The following is a 20061-nucleotide window of genomic DNA, read 5'->3' on the forward strand; positions in this document are numbered from 1 at the left end:
GGCTCTGTCGGTGCGCCGAGCTCCGCGTAACCTGGTTTGTCGTGATCCCCGTCCCGCGTGACACCGGTGCCGCCGATCCGGCTGACCCGGCCGGTGGCGTCGCGCGGGATCCGGCGACCGAGTGGGCGTTGACCGCACGCGACGGCGACCCGACCGCCCAGGCCGCGTTCGTCCGGCTGACCCAGGTCGAGGTCTGGCGCTTCGCCGCCGCCCTGGTCGACCCGGACAGCGCCGACGACCTGACCCAGGAGACGTACCTGCGGGCGTTCCGGGCACTGCCGGCGTTCGAGGGTCGCTCCAGCGCCCGCACCTGGCTGCTCGGCATCGCCCGGCGGGCCTGCGCCGACCACCTGCGCACCGTGATCCGCCGCCGCCGCCTCGACGAGCGGCTGGCCGCGAACGCGTACACCGACCGACCCCATCCGGACCCGGCCGGGCAGCTCGGCGCCGCCGACCTGGTCCGCCGGTTGAGCGCCGAGCGACGCGCCGCGTTCGTGCTCACCCAGCTGCTCGGCCTGTCGTACGCCGAGGCCGCCGCCGTCGAGGGGGTGCCGGTGGGCACCATCCGCTCCCGGGTCGCCCGGGCCCGAGACGAGCTGGTCGAGGCGGTCGGCGACGCCCTGACCGGCTGAGCCCGGAACTTCCGGCGGAGACGGAACGACAAATGAGCGTGACAGCACCTCCCACCCGCGCCGGCCGCTGGCCCGCCGTCCGGCCCTGGCTCGGCATCGCCGCCCGGCTCGGCCTCGCCGCCGTCTGGCTGGTCGCCGGCGCGTCGAAGGTCGGCGACCTGGCCGCCTCCGGCCGGGCCGTGAACGCCTACCAGGTGCTGCCGTACGACGTGGCGACCGTGGTCGGCGCCGCGCTGCCCTTCGTCGAGCTGGCGCTGGGCGTGCTGCTGCTGCTCGGGCTAGCCGCCCGGCTCAGCGCGGCGGTCTCGGCCGCGCTGCTGGTGGTCTTCATCGCGGGGATCGCCTCGGCGTGGGCGCGTGGCCTGGCCATCGACTGCGGCTGCTTCGGCAGCGGAGGGCAGCTCGCCGAGGGGCAGGCACCCAGTTACCTCCCGGAGATCCTGCGCGACCTGGGATTCTTGGTGCTGGCCGGATTTCTGCTGATCTGGCCACGTACGCCCGTCTCGGTGGACGGGTGGCTGGCCGGTGAACCCGCCGTGGAGGACGAGGATGAGTAGTCGCAAGGGGCAGCGGGACGCGGCCCGGGTGGTCCGCCAGCAGCTCGCCCGCGAACGGCGCCGACGCCGCACCATCTGGGTCTCCGCCGCCGCCGTCGCCGTGCTGGTCATCGCCGGTCTGATCGGCTGGAGCGTCTGGTCCAGCCAGCGCTCGGACGACTTCACCACCCCGCCCGGCGCCAACGCCGACGGCACCGGCATCGTCACCGGCGGCGGACCGGTCACCGTCGACGTCTACGAGGACTTCATCTGCCCGGCCTGCAAGCAGTTCGAGCAGACCACCGGGGCGACCCTGGATCAGTTGGTGACCGAGAACAAGGCGAAGATCGTCTACCACCCGGTGGCGTACCTCAACCGGTTCTCCACCACCGAGTACTCCACCCGCTCCTCGGCCGCCTCCGGCTGCGCGGCCGCCGGCGGCAAGTTCCGGGAGTACGCCAAGGCGCTCTTCGACCAGCAGCCGCCGGAAGGCAGCGCCGGGCTCACCGACGACCAGTTGATCGACGTCGGCGCCGGCGTGGGGCTCGACCGGGCCTCGTTCGGCGGCTGCGTCAAGGACCGGACGTACCAGACGTGGACCGAGCACGTCACCGACGAGGCCAGCCGGAGCGACGTCACCGGCACACCGACCATCCTGGTCAACGGTCAGCCGCTCGCCGACCGCAGCCCGGACGGTCTCACCGCGGCCGTGGCGGCGGCCGGCAAGTGATCCGTACCCTGCTGGCCCGCGCCGGCCTGGTCGCCACCGCCGTCTGCGCGGCCACGCTGCTCACCGCGGCACCCGCCGCCGCGCACGGCGCCGACGCCCCGGACGGCACCGACTACCGCACCCGGACCACCGGCGTCGCCCCGGCCCGACCCGGGCTGGAGGTACGGGTGATCGAGGCGGGCGCCCGGCTGGAGCTGACCAACCGCACCGGCCGCCCGATCGAGGTGATCGGCTACTCCGGCGAGCCGTACCTGCGGGTCGGCCCGGACGGGGTCTTCGAGAACACCCGCTCCCCCGCCACCTACCTGAACCGCACCCTCACCGGGGAGACCACGCTCCCCGCCGAGGCGGACCCGGCGGCCACCCCCTCCTGGCGACGGATCGCCGACGGGCCCACGGTGCGCTGGCACGACCAGCGCGCGCTGTGGCGGGAGTCGGCACCACCGGACGCGGTACGCGCCGCGCCGGACCGCGAGCACCGGGTCCGGGACTGGACGATCCCGCTGCGCGACGGCGCCGACGCCGCGCAGATCCGCGGCACGCTGGACTGGCTGCCGCCGCCGGACGCGTACACCTGGTGGGCGGTGACCATCGTGGGGCTGCTCGCGGTGGGCGCGCTCGGCCTGCTCGCCGCCGCCACGCCGGCCGGCGCCCGGGCGCTGTCCGCCCTGGGCGTGCTGCTGGTAGCCGGCGGCGGCGTCGCCGTGCTGTACCCGGTGGGCCGGGAACTGGACGCCGGCGCCGAGGGCGTCGGCGGCGTGCTGGTCGGGCTGCTGGCCGGTCAGGTCTGGTCGCTGCTCACCGGCCTCGGCGCGATCGCCGCCGGGTGCTACGCGCTGGCCCGCCGCCCGGCCGCCGACTTCGCGGTGGCGCTGGCCGGGGCCTGCCTGGCGCTCTTCGCCGGGGTCGCCAACGCCGCGGTGTTCGCCCGGTCCGTCGCCCCGGTGCCCTGGGCACCCGAGGCCGCCCGGGTGATGGTGGCCCTGGTCCTGATCGTCGGCGCCGGCGCGACCGCCGCCGGCGTGCTCCGCCTGCACGCCGCCTCCCGCACCCCCGCCCCCGCGCAGACCTGACCCGCCGCCGCTCAGGGGCGCGGCGCGAAGCCGTACGGGAGCTCCAGGCGGTGCCGGGCGAGCAGGGTCGAGTCGGTCAGCAGGTCCAGCGTCGGGGCGTCGGCGACGATCCGGCCACCGTCCAGAATCACCGAGCGCTGGCACAGCTCCGCCGCGTACGGCAGGTCGTGGGTCACCATCAGCAGCGTCACGGGCAGTTCACGCAGGATCTCGGCCAGCTCACGCCGTGCCGCCGGGTCGAGGTTCGACGACGGCTCGTCCAGCACCAGGATCTCCGGGTGCATGGCGAGCACGGTGGCCACCGCCACCCGGCGGCGCTGCCCGAAGGACAGATGCTGCGGCGCCCGGTCCCGGTGCTCGCTCATGCCCACCGCGGCGAGCGCCTCGTCCACCCGGGCGGCCAGCTCCGCCCCGCGCAGGCCCAGGTTCGCCGGCCCGAACGCCACGTCCTCCGCCACGGTGGGCAGGAACAGCTGGTCGTCCGGGTCCTGGAAGACGATGCCCACCCGGCGGCGCACCTCGGACAGGGTGGCCCGGTCCGGCGTCACGGTCAGACCGCCCACGCTCACGCTGCCCTCGGTCGGGGTGAGGATGCCGTTGAGGTGCAGCACCAGCGTGGTCTTCCCGGCGCCATTGGGCCCGAGCAGCGCCACCCGGTCCCCGCGCGGCACGGTCAGGTCCACCCCGTGCAGGGCGACATGCCCGTCCGGGTACGCGTACCGAACACCACGTACGTCCAGCGAGACAGCGGTCTGCACGACACCGATCATGTCAGTACGACGGCCGTGGCGGCGATGGAGGCCGCCACCACCGGCACGGTCGCCGCCACCAACCACTGGCCGGCGGTCGCCGCGCCGTCGCCCTGCCACACCGCGGGCATCCGCCCCGAGTAACCCCGGGACAGCATCGCCAGGTAGACCCGCTCGCCGCGTTCGAAGGCGCGCAGGAACAGCGCCCCGATCCCGGCGGCGAAGCCCCGCAACTGCCACAGGAAGCGCGGGTCGTCACCTCGGGAGATCCGGGCCACCCGCATCCGCCGCGCCTCGCCGACCAGCACGTCGAGGTAGCGCAGCATGAACGTGGCGATCTGGGTGAGCACCTGCGGGCAGTGCAGCCGGTCCAGCCCGACCAGCAGGTCCCGGGTGGTGGTGGTCGCGGCGAGCAGCAGCGAGGCGAGGACACCCAGGGTGCCCTTGGCCACGATGTTCCACGCGCCGTGCAGCCCGTCCTCGGACAGCCGCAGGCCCAGCACGTCGACCCGCTCGCCGGCACCGAGGAACGGCAGCGCGACGGCGAACAGCACGAACGGCAGCTCGATCAGCGCCCGGCTGAGCAGCCACCGCGGCCCCACCCGGGCCAGCGCCGCCACCACCGCCACCAGCAGGGCGTACGCGCCGAACGCCCAGAACGCGGCGCGCGGGGTGGCCACCACGGCGAGCGTGAAGACCACCATCGCGACGATCTTGACCTCGGGCGGGAGCCGGTGCACCGGCGAGTCGGACTCCCGGTACAGCACGTGCCCGTGACCGGCACCCATCCGCGTACCCCTCGCTCAGCCGTTGGCTTCGGCGTGGCGCCGGTCGTCGGTGGACGTCGCGGCGTCACCCTCGGCGGTCGTCGGCGCGTCACCGTCGGTCGACGTGGTGCCACGACGGCGCAGCAGCCAGAAGCCGCCCGCGCCGACCGCGAAGGTGAGCAGCACCCCGAGCACCCCGGACAGGCCGGTGGAGAGGAAGCCGTTCTCCACGCCCCGCACCCCGTAGTCGGCGAGTGGGCTGTCCCCCAGCTCGTGATCGCGGGTCTGCTGGGCCGGGCAGCTTCCGCCGACGATGTTGTCATCGGCGTCGACGGTGCACCCCTTCAGCAGCGACGAGTCCAGCCCGTCCGGGTGCGACGAGGCGTAGTTGCTCACCACACCCGCCAGCAGCAGGGCGACCAGCAGGCCACCGGCGAGGAAGGCCCAGGAGCGGTTCTTCATCGGACACCTCCGACGGCGGGAACGGTGGGGACGGTCGCGGGACGCAACCCGCGCAGCGCGTAGACGAGGTCGGGGCGGACCTTCGCCACGGTGACCACGGTGGTGGCTGTGATCAAGCCCTCGCCGATGCCGATCAGCAGGTGGACCCCGGCCATCGTGCCGGCCAGGCCCGCCAGGTTGCCGCCCAGGTCGGTGGTGCCACCCAGCCAGTACTGCAGGACGAAGCCCTGCGACGCGACCACCACGCTGAGCATCGCGGCGACGAACCCGGTCACCGCCAGGCCGGCGGGCGTGCGGGGCAGCACCCGCAGCAGCACCGCGATCAGCACGTACGCCGCAGCCGTGCCGAGCAGCGCCATGTTGGTGATGTTGAGGCCGAGCATCGCGACGCCCCCGTCACCGAAGACCAGCGCCTGCACGACCAGGACCACCGACACGCAGAGCGCGCCGACCCACGGGCCGACCAGCATGGCGGCGAGCGCACCACCGAGCAGGTGGCCACTCACCCCGGCCGTGAAGATCGGAAAGTTGAGCATCTGGACGGCGAAGATGAACGCGGCCACCAGGCCGGCCATCGGTGCCAGGCGGTCGTCCAGATCGCGCCGGCCGCGCAGGACGCAGCCGGTGAGCGCGGCGAGAGCGAGCGCCGCGAAGACCGCCGCGACGGGACCATCGATGATCCCGTTCGAGATGTGCATCGCCAGGGTTTCCACGCGACCTCCCACGCGTCAGCGGACCCGTCCGGGCCGGCGCAGTCAGCCTATTTCCCGAGCCTCGCTGTTGCCATACCTTGGCAACAGCGCATGGTCTTGATCACCATTCCGGGCCGCGCACCGGCCACCGGCGGCGCGTCGCCGTCGGCGGCACCGGCCGGCCCGGCGGTATCGTCGGGCCATGACCGCGCCCGACCGCCTCTCCCCCGGTGACCCCGCACCCGAGTTCACCCTCCCCACCGACACCGGTGACCAGCTCGCCCTGGCCGACCTGCGAGGCCGCAAGGTGGTCCTCTACGCCTACCCGGCGGCGATGACCCCCGGCTGCACCAAGCAGGCCTGCGACTTCCGCGACTCGCTCGCCTCCCTCCAGGCCGCCGGCTACGAGGTGGTCGGCATCTCCCCCGACAAGCCGGAGAAGCTGGCGAAGTTCCGCGACCGCGACGCCATCACGTTCCCGCTGGTGTCGGACGTGGACAAGGCGGTGCTGACCGCGTACGGCGCGTACGGCGAGAAGCAGCTGTACGGAAAGACCGTGACCGGCGTGATCCGCTCCACCTTCGTCATCGACGTGGACGGCAAGATCGAACGGGCCCTCTACAACGTCAAGGCCACCGGGCACGTCGCCAAGCTCCGCCGCGACCTCGACCTCGACTGACCTGTCGTACCGGGCCGCTACGGTCCGTCAGTGGTCCGATACAAGTACACGCCGGAGGCGCTGGCCACGGCAGCCGCCGCCGCTCGCAATATCACCGAGGTGATGCGGATTCTCGGCGTCCGGGTCAGCGGCGGCTCCCACGCGCACATCAGTCGCCAGCTCAAACGCTTCGGCATCGACACCTCCCACTTCACCGGTCAGGCGCACAACAAGGGATGCCGAGGCGTGCGGCGCACCACGTCATCACAACTTCTGGTTGTGCTGCCCGAAGGATCCCGCCGGACGCCAGGCGTGCGGTTGAAGTGGGCCCTGGCCACGCTCGGCGTGCCGGAGGAGTGCGAAGGGTGCGGGACCGGACCAGTCTGGCGCGGTGCCTCACTCATCCTGCACGTCGACCACATCAACGGCGACTTCCTCGACAACCGGCCACCGAATTTGCGGCTCCTCTGCCCCAACTGTCACAGCCAGACCGCGACCTACGCCGGCCGGCGGAACCGGGCGCGCGATCTCACCATCCCCGCACGGAAGACAGCCGATGACGAGGAACGCGCGCACGAGACAGCTGGTGCCGATCGCCGCCCAGCAACGCGGGAGGAACTCGTCGACCTGTTCGGCCGGGTCGACGCACAGCAGATGACGGCCTTGGAGGCGGCACGGCACCTGGGCTGTCACCCGGCATACCTGCACAAGGTTCGACGACGACTCGAGCAGGAATGCCTCCTGACCCCACGCCCCGACCGCAGTTGGCGTTCGAGGGCCCATCGCGACGCGGTGATAGAGCAGGCGCTGGCGAATCCGGATGTCGGACCGAAGCGGCTGTCGGCGATACTCCGCAACTTGCCGGACGGGGAGCGCAAGGTGAGTCACGGTACGATCTCGACCATCCTCAAGGAGGCCGGGCTCAACACCGCCGAAGCCAGACGTTCTAGACTCTCCGATGTACGCGGGAGTGGCGTAACTCGGCAGCCGCGCAGGTCTTAGGAACCTGTATCCGGAAGGATGTGGGGGTTCGAATCCCCTCTCCCGCACTGCTCAGCCGGTGTACGCGCTGTCGGTCGGGTCACACCTCGGGTCCGCCGGCTTCTCCAGCGGTCAGGATGGGCGCCGTGAGTCTGCGCTTCGTCCTCGATCCTGACCTGACCCCGCAGCTGCGCGCCGAGATCGTCACCCTCTGGATGGATGTCAGCAACGCTGGCGGCGCGGTGGGTTTCGTACCGCCGGTCACCGCCACCGACGTCCGGACGATCGCCGACCCGACCTTCGCCGGCATCGCTGACGGACCGGACCGGCTGCTGGTCGCGTACGACGGCGACCGGCTGGTGGGCGTACTGATCTTCTGCGACAACCGGTTCCCACTCAAGGCGCACTGGTGTGTGCTGAAGCGGGTGATGATCCACCCGGACACCCAGGGCACCGGCCACGGCTCGGCGCTGATGCGCGAGGCCGCCCGGCTGGGCCGGGAGCTGGGCCACGAGGCGTTGCACGTGACGGTGCGGGACGGCTTGGGGTTGGACGGGTTCTACCGCCGCCTGGGGTACCGGGAGATCGGCCGCCTGCCGGGCGCGCTGCGGGTGGCGCCCGGTGACGACCGGGACGAGATCCTGATGTGGCTGGACCTGACGCCGACCGACTGAGTGGTCAGCTCGCGCACCAGCGGGCGGTCGCCCCGGCCGGTCGGGTGGCCGGCGGGTTGGCCACCGCCGTGACGGGCGCACTCGCCTTCGCCACCTCGGCCGGGCGGCGGACCGGTGTGGGCGTGCCGGCGGGTCGGTTGGCGGACGGACGTGCCGACGCGGACGGACGCGAGGTGGTGGCTACCGCGCCGCGCCCGTACATGCGGACCGTGCTGGTCTGCACCTGGCCGGGCGCCATCCGGATGCCGGCGACGGTGGCCCGGTTGCCGTACACGTCGCTGACCCGGATCGTGAACGGGCCGGCACCGGCGCCGGAGGGGATCAGCCAGTAGTTGTAGTCCTGCCGGGCGGTCGACTGCCACGGGCCGCTGTCACCCTGCCGGACCTCGACGGCGCGCAGCGGGTTGCCGTGGTTGCCCACCCGGACGGCGAACCAGAACTGCGACGCGCCCTCCTTGATCCGGAAGGTGAGCGGGCCGGGCAGCGGCGGGTTGACCGCCGCGCGGTAGGTGACCGGGACGAGGCCCTGGACGGGGTCGGCGATCCGGGCGAACGCCTCGCGGGACAGGTCGAGGTGTCCGGGCGCGCACTCCGGGCACTGGTCCATGATCAGGACGCGGACGCTGCCCTTCGGGCCGGTCACGTCGAGGAATCCGCCGCAGGCGGCACCGGCGGCGTATTCCGTGGGGCCGAGCGCGACGTAGAGCCGGTTGGGCGGGGCGGCCGGGTTCGAGCAGTTGCCGCCGGCCCCGTTCGAGTCGTAGAAGGTGGCCTTGCCGCTGTGGGTGGCGGTGCCGGTGGGTGGTGCGGCGAGCGCGCGGCCGGCGGCACAGGCCGGGGTGGAGCCGGAACGCAGCGCCAGGGTGAGCCCGAGCACCGCGGCGAGGACGACGACGCCGCTGGCGACGAGCCAGGGGATGGGGCCGGACGAGGGTGTGGGCGGGTCGTCCGGAGCCCGGTCCAGGTCGAGTTCGATGTCGATGTCGACACCGCCGGGAGCGCTTCCGTCCGTCACGTCGCGATGCTGCCCGAGCCGCCGCCGGCGGGACAAGCCGGCTAAGCCAAAGCTAAGACAGTGTCGACGGACGGTGACCGGCCCGCGTCAGAAAACGCGGTACCCCGGTCAGGGCCGGTCGGTCACTCGGGGACGACCGGCGCGCCCACGGCCAACGGTCCACTGTCGACGGGTACGAGGTGCAGCCCGAAGAGGAGTTTCTGCTGGACGTTGCGGTACCGGCCGAGCGTGCGCAGCGGCTCCTTGGTGCGTACCCCGGTCTCCTGGTCGGTCGTGGTCACCACGCAGCGGTCGCACGGCCCGGCGGCGCGGAAGCGTCGGTCGCCGATGCGCAGCGACCGACCGGCCCAGTCGTCCTCCGCCCAGGCCGCCGCGCCGTCGACCACCAGGTTGGGCCGGAACCGGGTCATCGGCACCGGCTCCTTTCCGGCCTCGGCGAGCCATCCGTTCAGCGCGTCGAGGGAGGCGGTGTTTGCCAGCAGCAGCGGGTAGGCGTCCGCGAAGCTGACCTGCTCGCCGGTGTCGTGCTCACGATCCCCGGCGGCGAGGTGACGGGTCGGCCGGGCGAGCCAGACCAGCCGGACCGGCCGACCGAGCAGCGCGCCGAGCCAGGCGTCGGCCGCCGGCCCGGCGGGTAGCGCGGGCACCGGGACCTTGCGGTTGCGGAAGGTGCGGACGGCGACCGGAGCCCCGCCGACCGGCTCGGGCACGTCGAGGTCGGGCTGCCCGTCGGCGCGCAGCGACAGGCCCCCGGGGTGAACGGTGGCGCGCAGACCGACGAGCCGGGTGGTCTCCCGCTGGGTGACGCCGACGCCGTCGGCGTCGACCACCATCCAGCGCCGGTCGCCCGCCAGGCCCCACGGCTGCACGAGGGCGTCGTCGTGGTCGAGCCGGTGACAACCCTTGACGGGGTACGTGTGGATCGAGGTCAGCCGCACCCGGCTACCATGCCACGCCGATGCCGTCGCCGGGGTACCAGTGGTTGGCGGGGCTCTCCCGGTAGGCGAGGAACCGCCGGCCGGTGCGCTCGGCGTGCTCGGCGAGCACGTTGGTGCTGGTGACGTTGTCGGTGAGCAGGATGGCGCCGGGGGCGAGCTTCGGCTCCACCGCGTCGAACTCGCGCTTCTCGTGTGCCCGGCTGTGGTCGCTGTCGTGCAGGAACAGGTCGACGAGGCGGTCCAGGGCGTCGATCGAGGCGATGGAGTCGCCGATCACCAGGTCGACCACCTCCGACCAGGGGGCGGTGCGGGCCAGGTAGCCGGCTTCGGGGTTGATGTCCAGGGAGGTGACCCGGCCCGGGTGCCCCTCGGCGGCGTTGCGCAGCAGGGCGGCGGCCAGAACGCAGCTGCCCAGCCCCTTGTCGACACCGGTCTCCACCACGTGCGCGGGGCGGGTGGCGCGGACGATCGCGTACCAGCCGATCCGGCGGGCGTAGCGGACCTGCTTGTCGGCCAGGCCGCGGCGGGCGGCGCCGGCGGTGGCCTGCTCGATGTGCCGGCGCAGCACATCGTCGGACTCGATCTCGGCGAAGTAGCCGCGGACCTGCTTGACGGGCAGGTCGCAGACGACGCTGACGAACCAGGCCAGGTGGTGGCGGCTGAGCTTGGTGAGCTCGTACGTGTAGTTGTGGTGCTCCCGGGAGGTGACCAACCAGCGGGCCGAGGTGCGGATCACCTTGGCGTCGTGCCGGGCGACCCGGGCGAGCCGTTTCGGGAAGGCTGCGACGGGCGCGAGCCGGGTACGGGCGATGGCCCGTCGGAGCTTCGTTGCGTCCACGGGAGCTTCTTATCAGGCCGACGCGCCTTACGGGAGGGGAAGTTGCCAGTGATTTCCGTCGACGGATCAGCCCGTCGGCGGACGGGGTCGGCCGGACGAGGGTACTCGGGCCGAAAGCCGAGTCAGTAGCATCGCGCCATGCCACGTCACAATGAGACCGCGCAACCCGGCGAGTACTACTCGACCGGGACCGCCGGCCAGCCACAGCGGGTGGACGACGGCGAGCCGGTCGGCTCGCCGCCACCCCGACGACGCCGATGGCGACGGATCCTCCTGATCAGCCTGCTGGTGCTGACGCTGGTGGGGGGCGGAGCGGTGGTCGCCGGTGGCCTCTACCTGCGCTCCGTCGAGGGGGACATCGACCGCGTGGACGCGTTCCAGGGCGTGCCGGAGGAGGGTCGCCCGCAGGCGGCAGCCGAGGGCGCGATGAACATCATGATCCTGGGCAGCGACTCGCGTGACCCGGAGAAGACCTCCGGCTCGCGGACCGACACGATCATCCTCGCCCACCTGCCGAAGGACCGGAAGAGCGCCCAGCTGATCTCGATCCCCCGGGACACCTGGGTATCGGTGCCCAGGTCCGCCGACGGCAACAACGGCGGCCGGGACGCCAAGATCAATGCCGCGTACGCCTGGGGTGGCGTGCCGCTCATGGTGCAGACGGTGGAGTCCTTCACCAAAGTCCGGGTGGACCACGTCGCCCTGATCGACTTCGCCGGTTTCAAGGAGATCATTGACGCCCTGGGCGGTGTCGACATCAACTCGGAGAAGACCTTCACCTCGATCCACCCGCCGTTCCGGACCTTCAACAAGGGCATGCAACGGATGGACGGTGAGGCGGCACTCGACTACTCCCGCCAGCGCAAGCAGTTCGCGGACGGCGACTTCGCGCGGATCCGCCACCAGCAGCAGGTGATCCGGGCGATCATCGACAAGGCGTCGTCCGGCGGCATCATCACCAACCCCGGCAAGCTGAACAGCTTCCTCAAGGCCACCTCGAGCGCGGTCTCGGTGGACAAGGACCTGTCACTGCTCGACATGGCGACGCAGATGCGCGGCGTCCGCGGCGGGAACATGACGTTCGTGACCAGCCCCACCAAGGGCACCGGGCGGGTCGGCTCGGAGAGTGTGGTGCTCGCCGACAACGGGCGGGTCAAGACGTTCTACGACGCGGTCCGCCGGGACTCGGTCGGCGAGATCGTCGCCCTCGGCAAGAAATGACCTGAGCCGGCGAGGACGCCGGCGATCCATCCCGACACAGCGACGGGCGGCGGCCGCGAGGCCACCGCCCGTCGTTGTCCGTGTCTCCGTGCCGGTCAGTACGCCCCGCGCCGGGCCAGCACGACGCTGGCCGTCTTCCACAGGATGGCGAGGTCGTACACGAGCGACCAGTTGTCGACGTAGTGCAGGTCCAGCCGGACCGCGTCGTCCCAGGTGAGGTCGGAGCGGCCGGAGATCTGCCAGAGGCCGGTGATGCCCGGGCGCACCAGCAGCCGCCGGCGGACGTCACCGCGGTAGTCGTCGTCCTCGGTGGGCAGCGGGCGCGGGCCGACCAGCGACATCTGCCCGCGCAGCACGTTGATCAGCTGCGGCAGCTCGTCCAGGGAGAGCGCCCGCAGGTGCCGGCCGACCGGGGTGACCCGAGGGTCATCCTTGATTTTGAAGAGCAGGCCGTCGCTCTCGTTCTGGTGCCGCAGGGCCGCCAGACGTTCCTCGGCGTCGATGTACATGGTCCGGAACTTCCACACCTTGAACGCCCGACCCTCGTGGCCGATCCGGGTCTGCCGGAACATCACCGGGCCCGGGCCGCTGGCCTTGATGGCCACCGCGATCCCGAGCAGCACCGGGCTCAGCAGCACCAGCCCGACCAGCGCGGTGACCTTGTCGAGCACGGTCTTGGCCAGCAGCGACAGACCGGAGATGGTGGGCTCGTCCACATTGAGCAGGGGAAGGCCCTCGATCGGCCGGACGTGGATGCGCGGGCCGGTGACGTCGGTGACCTGGGGGACGACCACCAGGTTCAAGCCGGTGCCCTCCAGTTGCCAGGCGAGCTTGCGCAGCTCGTACGACTCCAGGCTGGCCGGGCCGCAGACCGCGATGGTGTCCGCGCCGAGCTGCTGGACCAGCGGCACCAGGTCCCAGCCGACGTAGACCGGCACCGGGGCGTTCACCCGCTCGCCCGGCCGCGGGTGGTGTGGCAGGTGGATGGCGATCGGGTGCAGCCCGGCCCCGTAGTTGCGGGTCACCACCTCGTGCAGCGCGAGCGCGTCGGAGAGCCGGCCGACCAGCAGCACCTTCTGCGACGCCCGCCCGGTGCGCCGGACGCGGCGCAGCACCACCCGCGCGGCGAACCGCACCACCAGGGTGTAGAGGAGCAGGCAGATGATGATGGCGGCGACCGTCGCCCGGGACAGGTCCTTCTTGAAGCCGAGCGCCAGGAACGAGACCATGGCGGCCATCGCGAGGTTGGCGCGGGCCACCCGCTTGAGTTCCTCGGTGCCCAGCCCGAGCGCGCGCTGGTCGTACGCCCCGGCGGCGACGAGCAGGAGCAGCCAACCGAGGGGGACGCCGACGTTCGCCACGAGGGTGAAGGAGCTGACGTTCCCGAGCACCCGCTGGTCCCAGAAGCCGGCGTCGGCGTCGGCCAGCAGGGCGACGACCGTCTGGCTGGCGGCCAGTGCCGCGAGCGTGTCGAGCAGGACCAGCCAGGCCACGTAGTGCCGGCGCCAGTTGCCCCGTGGAGCGACCGGACGCGCGAACACCGACCGGGCCATGCCGTTGGAGGGGGGCGTGATCACCCCCAGATCAGGGTCGAACGTCGGCGTCTGGTGTGGCGTGACAGCCGTGAGGAACTGAGTGTGCGCGGACACGACCTTCCTTTCCCACATCGCCCCCGTCAGGAGATCGCGACGTGCACCCTATGCGGCAGAAAGGCGTCCTGCCTAGTGGTGGTTCGGGCGCTCCTGCGGTGGCCCGATCAGTCCTTCGAAACGTCACGACGGCAGCAGCGCGTCATGAGCCAGCTCTACCCGGTACCGCTCGCCCGGCATCGAGGCATCGCGCTACGACGGCAGATTCGACGCGTACGGTCGGCGGCCCATCTCGTCCGACGGCGGATCACCGCCCGACAGCGGTGACCAACCATTTACCGATCTCACTCACCGCACGCACCGACACGATACAGAGGGCGAGGCCCGGAACGCGTGGACGGCTGTACATCTTGATCATCTTGCGCCAGGCGACGAGGCCGGCGAGGCGTCGCCGGCTGATGCTGCCGCTGTGCCGCTGGAACCGAACGATCGGCTCGTCCAGTCGCTGCAGGTGCACCCCGTTGCTGAGTGCGCGTAGGACCAGCTCGACATCCACCTTGATGGACATCTGTTCGTCGTACCCGCCGAGCTCCAGCAGCAACGAACGATCCATGGTCATGCCGGAATGCTTGAAGGGCAGTCGGGGTCGGGTCAGCACCGACCGCAGCATCCGGCGCGGATCGGGATAGGAGGGGAGCCTGATCACCTTCACCGAGTCGCCGACGATCTCCTCGTAATCGGTGTAGACCCAGCGCGCACCCGTCCGAGTGAGGAAGTCGTGCATCCGGGCCAGACCGTCGGGGGCCAGCTCGTCGTCCGAGTCGAGCACGGTGACGACCCTGCCACGGGCGATGCGCAGGGCAGCGTTGCGTGCGGCGCTGATTCCCGTCGGCTGTTGCCGGACGAGGCGGATCCGCCGGTCGGCAAGCAGGCCGGCCTCGGCCAACCCGTCCCGTACGGGTACGGCCGAGCCGTCGTCGACCACGATGAGCTCGAAATCATCGAAGCTGCCGGTGAGCACGCTCTGGATGGACTTCACCAGGAGCTCGGGCCGGTCCCGGACGGCGATGCAGACCGAGATCACCGGGGTCACCTGGCCTGCTGCCCGCATCGTCGGGAGGGTCGCGGCGTCGACGGCCGGCATCGACGGCACCGTAGGCGCGTCGACCATCGGCGGCGGAGTCCCGTGTCCGGACGAGAGCGTGCTGCCAGCGGAGTCCCGCACGGAGGGGGACGAGTATGCGGGGTGGTTCGTCATGGGCGGATGCCGTTTCGCAGCCCGCCGGAACTACCTGGGCCGCACGGCGGGCCAGCCCCAACTGTCCACGTGGCACGTCGATCCGACACGCCCACCTTCGCCACCCCCATGAAATGCCACCATTCGCAGCGATTTTCAGCGACGCGTCCGCAGGGACCGTTCCCTTGATCGACGACAATGAAGATCCATCGCGCGACAAGACGGAGTATAGCCATCGCCGCACCGGCACACCATCACCTATCAAGCGTCGAACTGGAGACAGGAAACCCCTGACCCAGCAAGGGATTCGCTGGCCAACACTCGGATCCGCACGGGTTGAACACCCCCGTCGAAGCCGGCGGACCACCGAGCGCCGTCCGGTGGAAAGGAGTTCAACCGAACATCTGATCTTTTAGGGCGGCACGGATTTATCACTGCGGGTGAATGACCATTGAGGGCGAAACGCCGAGACGTATCATCGACGCTTATAATCCCATCTGCCCGATCCGGCGAAATTGTCCGGCCAGCACCAGCGCATCCGCCGGCCAGCACCGGCGAGCAATCAGCGATCAGCGGGCGCGACGACGGACGAGCATCACGGCCAGAACGAGGGCGAGGAGCAAGGCGACCGCGGAGCCGATCAGCACGAAGACGAGAGTGTCCGACTGCGCCCGCGACCCGCTCTCCAGTCGCTGTCGCTCGGCGGCGTTCTGCCGGTAGGCCTGCGCGAGCACGTTGGCCGGTGACGCGGCGGCGGCCTTGTCGAGCTGCGCGATGGCGCCCGACGAGTCGCCGCCGAAGTACGCGTCCAGCCCTCCGCGGTAGAGCTTGTCGGAGTCGCCGAGTGCGTTGCCGACACCGGCCTCGGCCAGCAGTGCGGCGATCGTCGACGCCGGCAGCACCGCGCGGTTCGCGCGGTCCGGTCGCGCCTGATCGGCGTAGATCAGGCCGGCCACCCGGCCAGCGGGATCGAGGGCGATACCACCGTGTGACACCGTGCCGAGGTCCTCGTTGACGAGGTAGAACGAGACAGGTCCGCGCTGGCTCGTACCGGTGATCGTCACCAGCTTCGACTGGGGCCGGTAGGTGGCGTTGCGGAAGACGACGTCGGTGGTCGTGAAGGCGAGGATGCGTACCGAGGCGTTCTCGGCGAGGCTGGCGGACGGGTTGAGTTCGACCGCGGGCAGACCGCCCTGGGCGAGCTTGATCAGTGCGGTGTTGCCGCTGTCCTCGGGCAGGCTCCGGACGACCTCGGCCGGGATGGCCGGTGCCTCCGTCACGTTACCCCGCGCGGTGTTGAGCTGGCCGTACACCGCACTGGTCGGCGCGGTGCCCGGCTCCACGCCGGTGAACCGCACCTTGCCGAGGTTGGCCGCGATGTAGGTGGAGACCTGCCCGGCGGGAAGCTTCTTCTCCTGCACGAGCAACCTGGCCAACGCGTCGACGGCCAGCCAACGGGCGTGATCCTCGGTCGGCTTGACGCAGGACCCGTTGGTGACGGCGTGGCCGTCCGAAGTCACCACGAAGCCACTGCACCGACGGATGAAGGAGACGGGTTGGGGGTGCACCAGCGCGTTCGTCCTGGTGTCCCGGACGTATCCGGTGAAGACCGCCTCGATGAAGACAAGCGACGGCGCGGCGACCGCGAGGGCACGCTCCTCCGGGCTGTACAGGGTGGCCTGCGCCCACGGCTTCAGCCCCGGCTCAGCCGGCGCGTTACCGGAGGTCCCCGTGGCGATGGCCGTCGGGGGCGTGTACGGGTCGGGCTCGTCGTCGCCGGCGATCGACCAGATGGCCACGCCGCTGCCCACGGCCGCCACCAGCACCAACGCCGCAAGCCCCGCCCAGAGACCGGTACGCCGCGGGGGCGGCTCCGACGGCTTGATGCGCCGAACCGGGGCGTTGAACGCGTCGTAGGGCGGCGGATCCGCCGGAGCGGCGGACACCGGCGCGGGCGACTGGGGCGCGTCGGCGGCGGATGCCGGGGCCGGCGCGGGCGGCACGGTCGGCAGCCCGCCGGCGTGCAGCGCCCACGGCGCGAACGGCGCTCCGGACGTCGGCAGCGGGGCACCGGAGACGGGTTGCGGCGGCGCGGAGACCTGCTGCGGAGGGCTGGACACCGACTCCGGCGGCCCGGAGACCTGCCGCGGCACCCCCGTGACCGGCTCCGGCGAACCGTCCTTCTCGGTCGAGCCGGCCTTCTCCGTCGGCACCGGGTCGTACTCCTGCCCCAGCGCGCGGAACAACTTCTCGGCGCCCTGGCCGGCCTCGGCGGGGTAGGCCGCCCACGGTTCGGTGGCGAAGAAGTCGGCGTACGCGAAGGCCTGGCCGCCCGGCCGCTGCGACATGGCATTGGCGGTCCCGGCGAAGGCTTCCCGCCAGCCCGGCGTGCTCGCGGCCGCGGCGTCCAGCACCGCCACCGTCACGAACCGGCCCTGCTCGTCGATGGCAGCCCAGGCCTTGCCCACAGGGCAGGTGCCCAACATGTGGGTGAACCGGTACGGGCCAACCGACTGCATGCGCACTCCTCTGCTCGACCGCCGTGCGGATCCTACAGAGGGGACGCTCGCCCGGTCGCCCACCGGTCGGCCCACCGACAGGTCGGTGGAACGTGTGGCCCACGGGGGGACGCTTGCCGTCTGAAAGTTTTCATGCATAGAGTCACGGCGTGAATGAAGGAGCTGTCGCCGCGCCCACCGAGCGGGTGCTCGACCTGTTCCAGGGGGTGCGGCTCACGCCCACCCAACGGCGGATCGCGCACTGCCTCGTGCAGCACGCCCCGTCCGTGGCGTACCTGTCCGCGGCCGAGGTCGCCGAGCTGGCCGGGGTCAGCCAGCCGTCGGTCACCCGGTTCGCCGTCGCGCTCGGCCACGACGGCTACCCGGCGCTGCGCCGCCGACTGCGCGACCTCACCACCGCCGCGCCGGGCGGGCCGGCGGACGCCGGCAACGAGCTCCAGCAGGCGGTACGCGCCGAGATGGGCAACCTGGACCGGCTCGCCGGTCAGCTCGCCGACCGGGACCGGATCGCCGAGACCGGCCGGCTGCTCGCCGCCAGCCGTCCGCTGCCGGTGCTCGGCCTGCGCGCCGCCGCGCCGCTGGCGGCGTACTTCGCCTACTTCGCCGCCAAGGTGCACCCCGACGTGCGGGTGCTCGACGACGGCGGCAGCCTGCTCACCGACCGCCTGGAGCAGGCCGCCGAGGCGGGGGCGGGCGCGCTGCTCGCCTTCGTGCTGCCCCGCTACCCCCGGGAGACCCTGGACGCGCTGCGCGACGCGCGTGCCACCGGGTTGACCGTGGTGGCGATCACCGACTCGCCGGTCAGTCCGGCCACCGAGCACGCCGACGTGGTGCTGCCCGCCGCGGTCGGCGCCCAGCTCGTCTTCGACCTGCACACCGCCCCGATGACCCTGGCCATGGTGCTGTTGCAGGCGATCTGCGACGCCGCGCCGGCCGACACCCAGCGCCGGCTGGAGGCGTTCGAAGCCTCCGCGGCCCGCCGTCAGTTGTTCCTGGGATGACCGGAGGAGACCCGAGATGACCCAGCACGTCCGTGCCGCACGGGGCAGCGAGCTCACCGCCCGCGGTTGGCCCCAGGAGGCCGCCCTGCGGATGCTCATGAACAACCTCGACCCCGAGGTGGCCGAACGCCCCGACGACCTGGTCGTCTACGGGGGCACCGGCAAGGCGGCGCGGGACTGGCCGTCGTACCACGCGCTGGTCCGCACGCTGACCGACCTGCGTGAGGACGAGACGATGCTGGTGCAGTCCGGCCGACCGGTCGGCGTGCTGCGCACCCACGAGTGGGCGCCCCGGGTGCTGCTGGCCAACTCCAACCTGGTCGGCGACTGGGCGACGTGGCCGGAGTTCCGCCGGCTGGAGCAGCTCGGTCTGACGATGTACGGGCAGATGACCGCCGGCTCGTGGATCTACATCGGCACCCAGGGCATCCTCCAGGGCACCTACGAGACGTTCGCCGCGGTCGCCGCGAAGAGGTTCGGGGACACCCTCGCCGGCACGGTGACGCTGACCGCCGGCTGCGGCGGGATGGGCGGCGCGCAGCCGCTCGCGGTCACCATGAACGGCGGCGTCTGCCTGATCGTCGACGTGGACCGGACCCGCCTCGACCGCCGGGTGCACGACCGCTACCTCGACGAGGTGGCCGACTCGCTGGACGACGCCGTCCAGCGGGTGCTGGCCGCGAAGCGGGACCGGCGGGCGCTCTCCGTCGGCGTGGTCGGCAACGCCGCCGAGATCTTCTCGGAGCTGCTGAGCCGCGGCGTCGAGATCGACATCGTGACCGACCAGACCAGCGCGCACGACCCGCTGTCGTACCTGCCGGAGGGGGTGGAGCTGGCCGACGCCCGGGAGTACGCCGCGGCGAAGCCGGCCGAGTTCACCGACCGCGCCCGGGCGTCGATGGCGCGGCACGTGGAGGCGATGGTCGGCTTCCTCGACGCCGGCGCCGAGGTCTTCGACTACGGCAACTCGATCCGCGGTGAGGCGCGGCTCGCCGGCTACCAGCGCGCCTTCGACTTCCCCGGCTTCGTGCCGGCGTACATCCGGCCGCTGTTCTGCGAGGGCAGGGGCCCGTTCCGGTGGGCGGCGCTCTCCGGTGACCCGGCCGACATCGCCGCCACCGACCGGGCCATCCTGGAGTTGTTCCCGGAGAACGAGTCGCTGGCCCGGTGGATCCGGCTGGCCGGCGAGCGGGTCGCGTTCCAGGGCCTGCCGGCCCGGATCTGCTGGCTCGGTTACGGCGAGCGGGACAGGGCGGGCGTGCGGTTCAACGAGATGGTCGCCTCCGGCGAGCTTTCCGCCCCGGTCGTCATCGGTCGCGACCACCTGGACGCCGGCAGCGTCGCCAGCCCGTACCGGGAGACCGAGGCGATGGCCGACGGCTCCGACGCGATCGCCGACTGGCCGCTGCTCAACGCGCTGGTCAACACGGCCAGCGGCGCCTCCTGGGTGTCCATCCACCACGGCGGCGGCGTGGGCATCGGCCGGTCGATCCACGCCGGCCAGGTCTGCGTGGCCGACGGCACCGCACTGGCCGGGCAGAAGATCGAGCGGGTGCTCACCAACGACCCGGCGATGGGCGTCATCCGGCACGTCGACGCCGGCTACGACCGGGCCCGCGAGGTCGCGGCGGAGACCGGGGTACGGGTGCCGATGGCGGAGGGTGCCGCGTGAGCGCGAGGAGTGCAGCGCAGCGGAGCCCCGCAGTCGCGAACAACAGGAGTGCCGTGAGCGCGAGGAGTGCAGCGCAG

Annotated in this window: 20 protein-coding genes and 1 tRNA gene; 11 read left to right on the forward strand and 10 right to left on the reverse strand. The window is 72.0% G+C overall.

Annotated elements, in window-relative coordinates:
* The first annotated feature begins 41 nt into the window (after positions 1-41).
* Genes AB0K07_RS25230 through AB0K07_RS25245 form a run of 4 tightly spaced genes read left to right on the forward strand, consistent with a single transcriptional unit; the run spans position 42 to position 2971 of the window.
* Positions 42-632: a sigma-70 family RNA polymerase sigma factor gene (locus tag AB0K07_RS25230; RefSeq protein WP_363758191.1), complete on the forward strand. Its 591-nt coding sequence runs from the start codon at positions 42-44 to the stop codon at positions 630-632.
* A 32-nt stretch (positions 633-664) separates the two neighbouring features.
* Entirely contained in the window at positions 665-1189 is a 525-nt protein-coding gene (locus AB0K07_RS25235; RefSeq protein WP_363758193.1) for a MauE/DoxX family redox-associated membrane protein, read from the forward strand.
* A complete protein-coding gene (locus tag AB0K07_RS25240) occupies positions 1182-1898 on the forward strand; it encodes a thioredoxin domain-containing protein (RefSeq protein WP_363758195.1) in 717 nt (238 codons plus the stop codon). Before AB0K07_RS25235 ends, AB0K07_RS25240 begins: the two co-directional genes overlap by 8 nt.
* Complete coding sequence (locus AB0K07_RS25245) at positions 1895-2971, forward strand: hypothetical protein (RefSeq protein ID WP_363758197.1); 1077 nt, start codon at positions 1895-1897, stop codon at positions 2969-2971. The genes AB0K07_RS25240 and AB0K07_RS25245 overlap by 4 nt, the downstream gene beginning before the upstream one ends.
* 11 nt (positions 2972-2982) lie before the next feature.
* Here AB0K07_RS25245 and AB0K07_RS25250 read toward each other — a convergent pair whose 3' ends face one another.
* Genes AB0K07_RS25250 through AB0K07_RS25265 form a run of 4 tightly spaced genes read right to left on the reverse strand, consistent with a single transcriptional unit; the run spans position 2983 to position 5662 of the window.
* Complete coding sequence (locus tag AB0K07_RS25250; protein ID WP_363758199.1) at positions 2983-3741, reverse strand: ABC transporter ATP-binding protein; 759 nt, start codon at positions 3739-3741, stop codon at positions 2983-2985.
* Positions 3738-4508: a cobalt ECF transporter T component CbiQ gene (cbiQ, locus tag AB0K07_RS25255; RefSeq protein WP_363758201.1), complete on the reverse strand. Its 771-nt coding sequence runs from the start codon at positions 4506-4508 to the stop codon at positions 3738-3740. Before cbiQ ends, AB0K07_RS25250 begins: the two co-directional genes overlap by 4 nt.
* Positions 4509-4523: 15 nt before the next feature.
* On the reverse strand, positions 4524-4949 hold the full coding sequence (locus AB0K07_RS25260; protein ID WP_363758203.1) for a PDGLE domain-containing protein: 426 nt from the start codon (positions 4947-4949) through the stop codon (positions 4524-4526).
* Positions 4946-5662 (reverse strand): energy-coupling factor ABC transporter permease, encoded by a 717-nt coding sequence (locus AB0K07_RS25265; protein ID WP_210906707.1) that lies wholly within the window; start codon positions 5660-5662, stop codon positions 4946-4948. The genes AB0K07_RS25260 and AB0K07_RS25265 overlap by 4 nt, the downstream gene beginning before the upstream one ends.
* 181 nt (positions 5663-5843) lie before the next feature.
* Here AB0K07_RS25265 and bcp point away from each other — a divergent pair, with 181 nt between their 5' ends.
* The 4 genes from bcp to AB0K07_RS25285 all read left to right on the forward strand — a co-directional run bounded on the left by bcp (position 5844) and on the right by AB0K07_RS25285 (position 7954).
* Positions 5844-6320, forward strand: coding sequence for a thioredoxin-dependent thiol peroxidase (gene bcp, locus AB0K07_RS25270; RefSeq protein ID WP_363758206.1), 477 nt, complete (start codon positions 5844-5846; stop codon positions 6318-6320).
* A gap of 30 nt (positions 6321-6350) precedes the next feature.
* Complete coding sequence (locus AB0K07_RS25275) at positions 6351-7301, forward strand: HNH endonuclease (protein ID WP_363758207.1); 951 nt, start codon at positions 6351-6353, stop codon at positions 7299-7301.
* A tRNA-Leu gene (locus tag AB0K07_RS25280) sits at positions 7264-7348 on the forward strand. Before AB0K07_RS25275 ends, AB0K07_RS25280 begins: the two co-directional genes overlap by 38 nt.
* Before the next feature lie 78 nt (positions 7349-7426).
* Entirely contained in the window at positions 7427-7954 is a 528-nt protein-coding gene (locus AB0K07_RS25285) for a GNAT family N-acetyltransferase (protein ID WP_363758209.1), read from the forward strand.
* 4 nt (positions 7955-7958) lie between these two features.
* Here the strand turns inward: AB0K07_RS25285 and AB0K07_RS25290 are convergent, their stop codons facing one another.
* The 3 genes from AB0K07_RS25290 to AB0K07_RS25300 all read right to left on the reverse strand — a co-directional run bounded on the left by AB0K07_RS25290 (position 7959) and on the right by AB0K07_RS25300 (position 10745).
* A complete protein-coding gene (locus AB0K07_RS25290; RefSeq protein WP_363758211.1) occupies positions 7959-8969 on the reverse strand; it encodes an expansin EXLX1 family cellulose-binding protein in 1011 nt (336 codons plus the stop codon).
* 122 nt (positions 8970-9091) lie between these two features.
* On the reverse strand, positions 9092-9907 hold the full coding sequence (locus tag AB0K07_RS25295; protein WP_363758213.1) for an MOSC N-terminal beta barrel domain-containing protein: 816 nt from the start codon (positions 9905-9907) through the stop codon (positions 9092-9094).
* Between the two features lie 4 nt (positions 9908-9911).
* Complete coding sequence (locus tag AB0K07_RS25300) at positions 9912-10745, reverse strand: class I SAM-dependent methyltransferase (protein ID WP_363758215.1); 834 nt, start codon at positions 10743-10745, stop codon at positions 9912-9914.
* Positions 10746-10883: 138 nt separating this feature from the next.
* On the opposite strand from AB0K07_RS25300, the gene AB0K07_RS25305 reads away from it, so the two are divergent.
* Entirely contained in the window at positions 10884-11966 is a 1083-nt protein-coding gene (locus AB0K07_RS25305; RefSeq protein ID WP_363758217.1) for an LCP family protein, read from the forward strand.
* 95 nt (positions 11967-12061) lie between these two features.
* Here AB0K07_RS25305 and AB0K07_RS25310 read toward each other — a convergent pair whose 3' ends face one another.
* The 3 genes from AB0K07_RS25310 to AB0K07_RS25320 form a co-directional block, all read right to left on the reverse strand.
* Positions 12062-13519: a sugar transferase gene (locus AB0K07_RS25310; RefSeq protein WP_363758421.1), complete on the reverse strand. Its 1458-nt coding sequence runs from the start codon at positions 13517-13519 to the stop codon at positions 12062-12064.
* 343 nt (positions 13520-13862) lie between these two features.
* Positions 13863-14699, reverse strand: coding sequence for a glycosyltransferase (locus AB0K07_RS25315; RefSeq protein ID WP_363758219.1), 837 nt, complete (start codon positions 14697-14699; stop codon positions 13863-13865).
* Positions 14700-15361: 662 nt separating this feature from the next.
* Complete coding sequence (locus AB0K07_RS25320) at positions 15362-17311, reverse strand: hypothetical protein (RefSeq protein ID WP_363758221.1); 1950 nt, start codon at positions 17309-17311, stop codon at positions 15362-15364.
* Positions 17312-17460: 149 nt separating this feature from the next.
* On the opposite strand from AB0K07_RS25320, the gene AB0K07_RS25325 reads away from it, so the two are divergent.
* Positions 17461-18312, forward strand: a complete 852-nt coding sequence (locus AB0K07_RS25325; protein WP_363758223.1) for a MurR/RpiR family transcriptional regulator — start codon at positions 17461-17463, stop codon at positions 18310-18312.
* 16 nt (positions 18313-18328) lie between these two features.
* Entirely contained in the window at positions 18329-19984 is a 1656-nt protein-coding gene (hutU, locus tag AB0K07_RS25330; RefSeq protein WP_363758225.1) for a urocanate hydratase, read from the forward strand.
* Positions 19985-20061: the final 77 nt, after the last annotated feature.

Source organism: Micromonospora sp. NPDC049301 (genome assembly GCF_040678715.1).
Taxonomy (GTDB): Bacteria; Actinomycetota; Actinomycetes; order Mycobacteriales; family Micromonosporaceae; genus Micromonospora.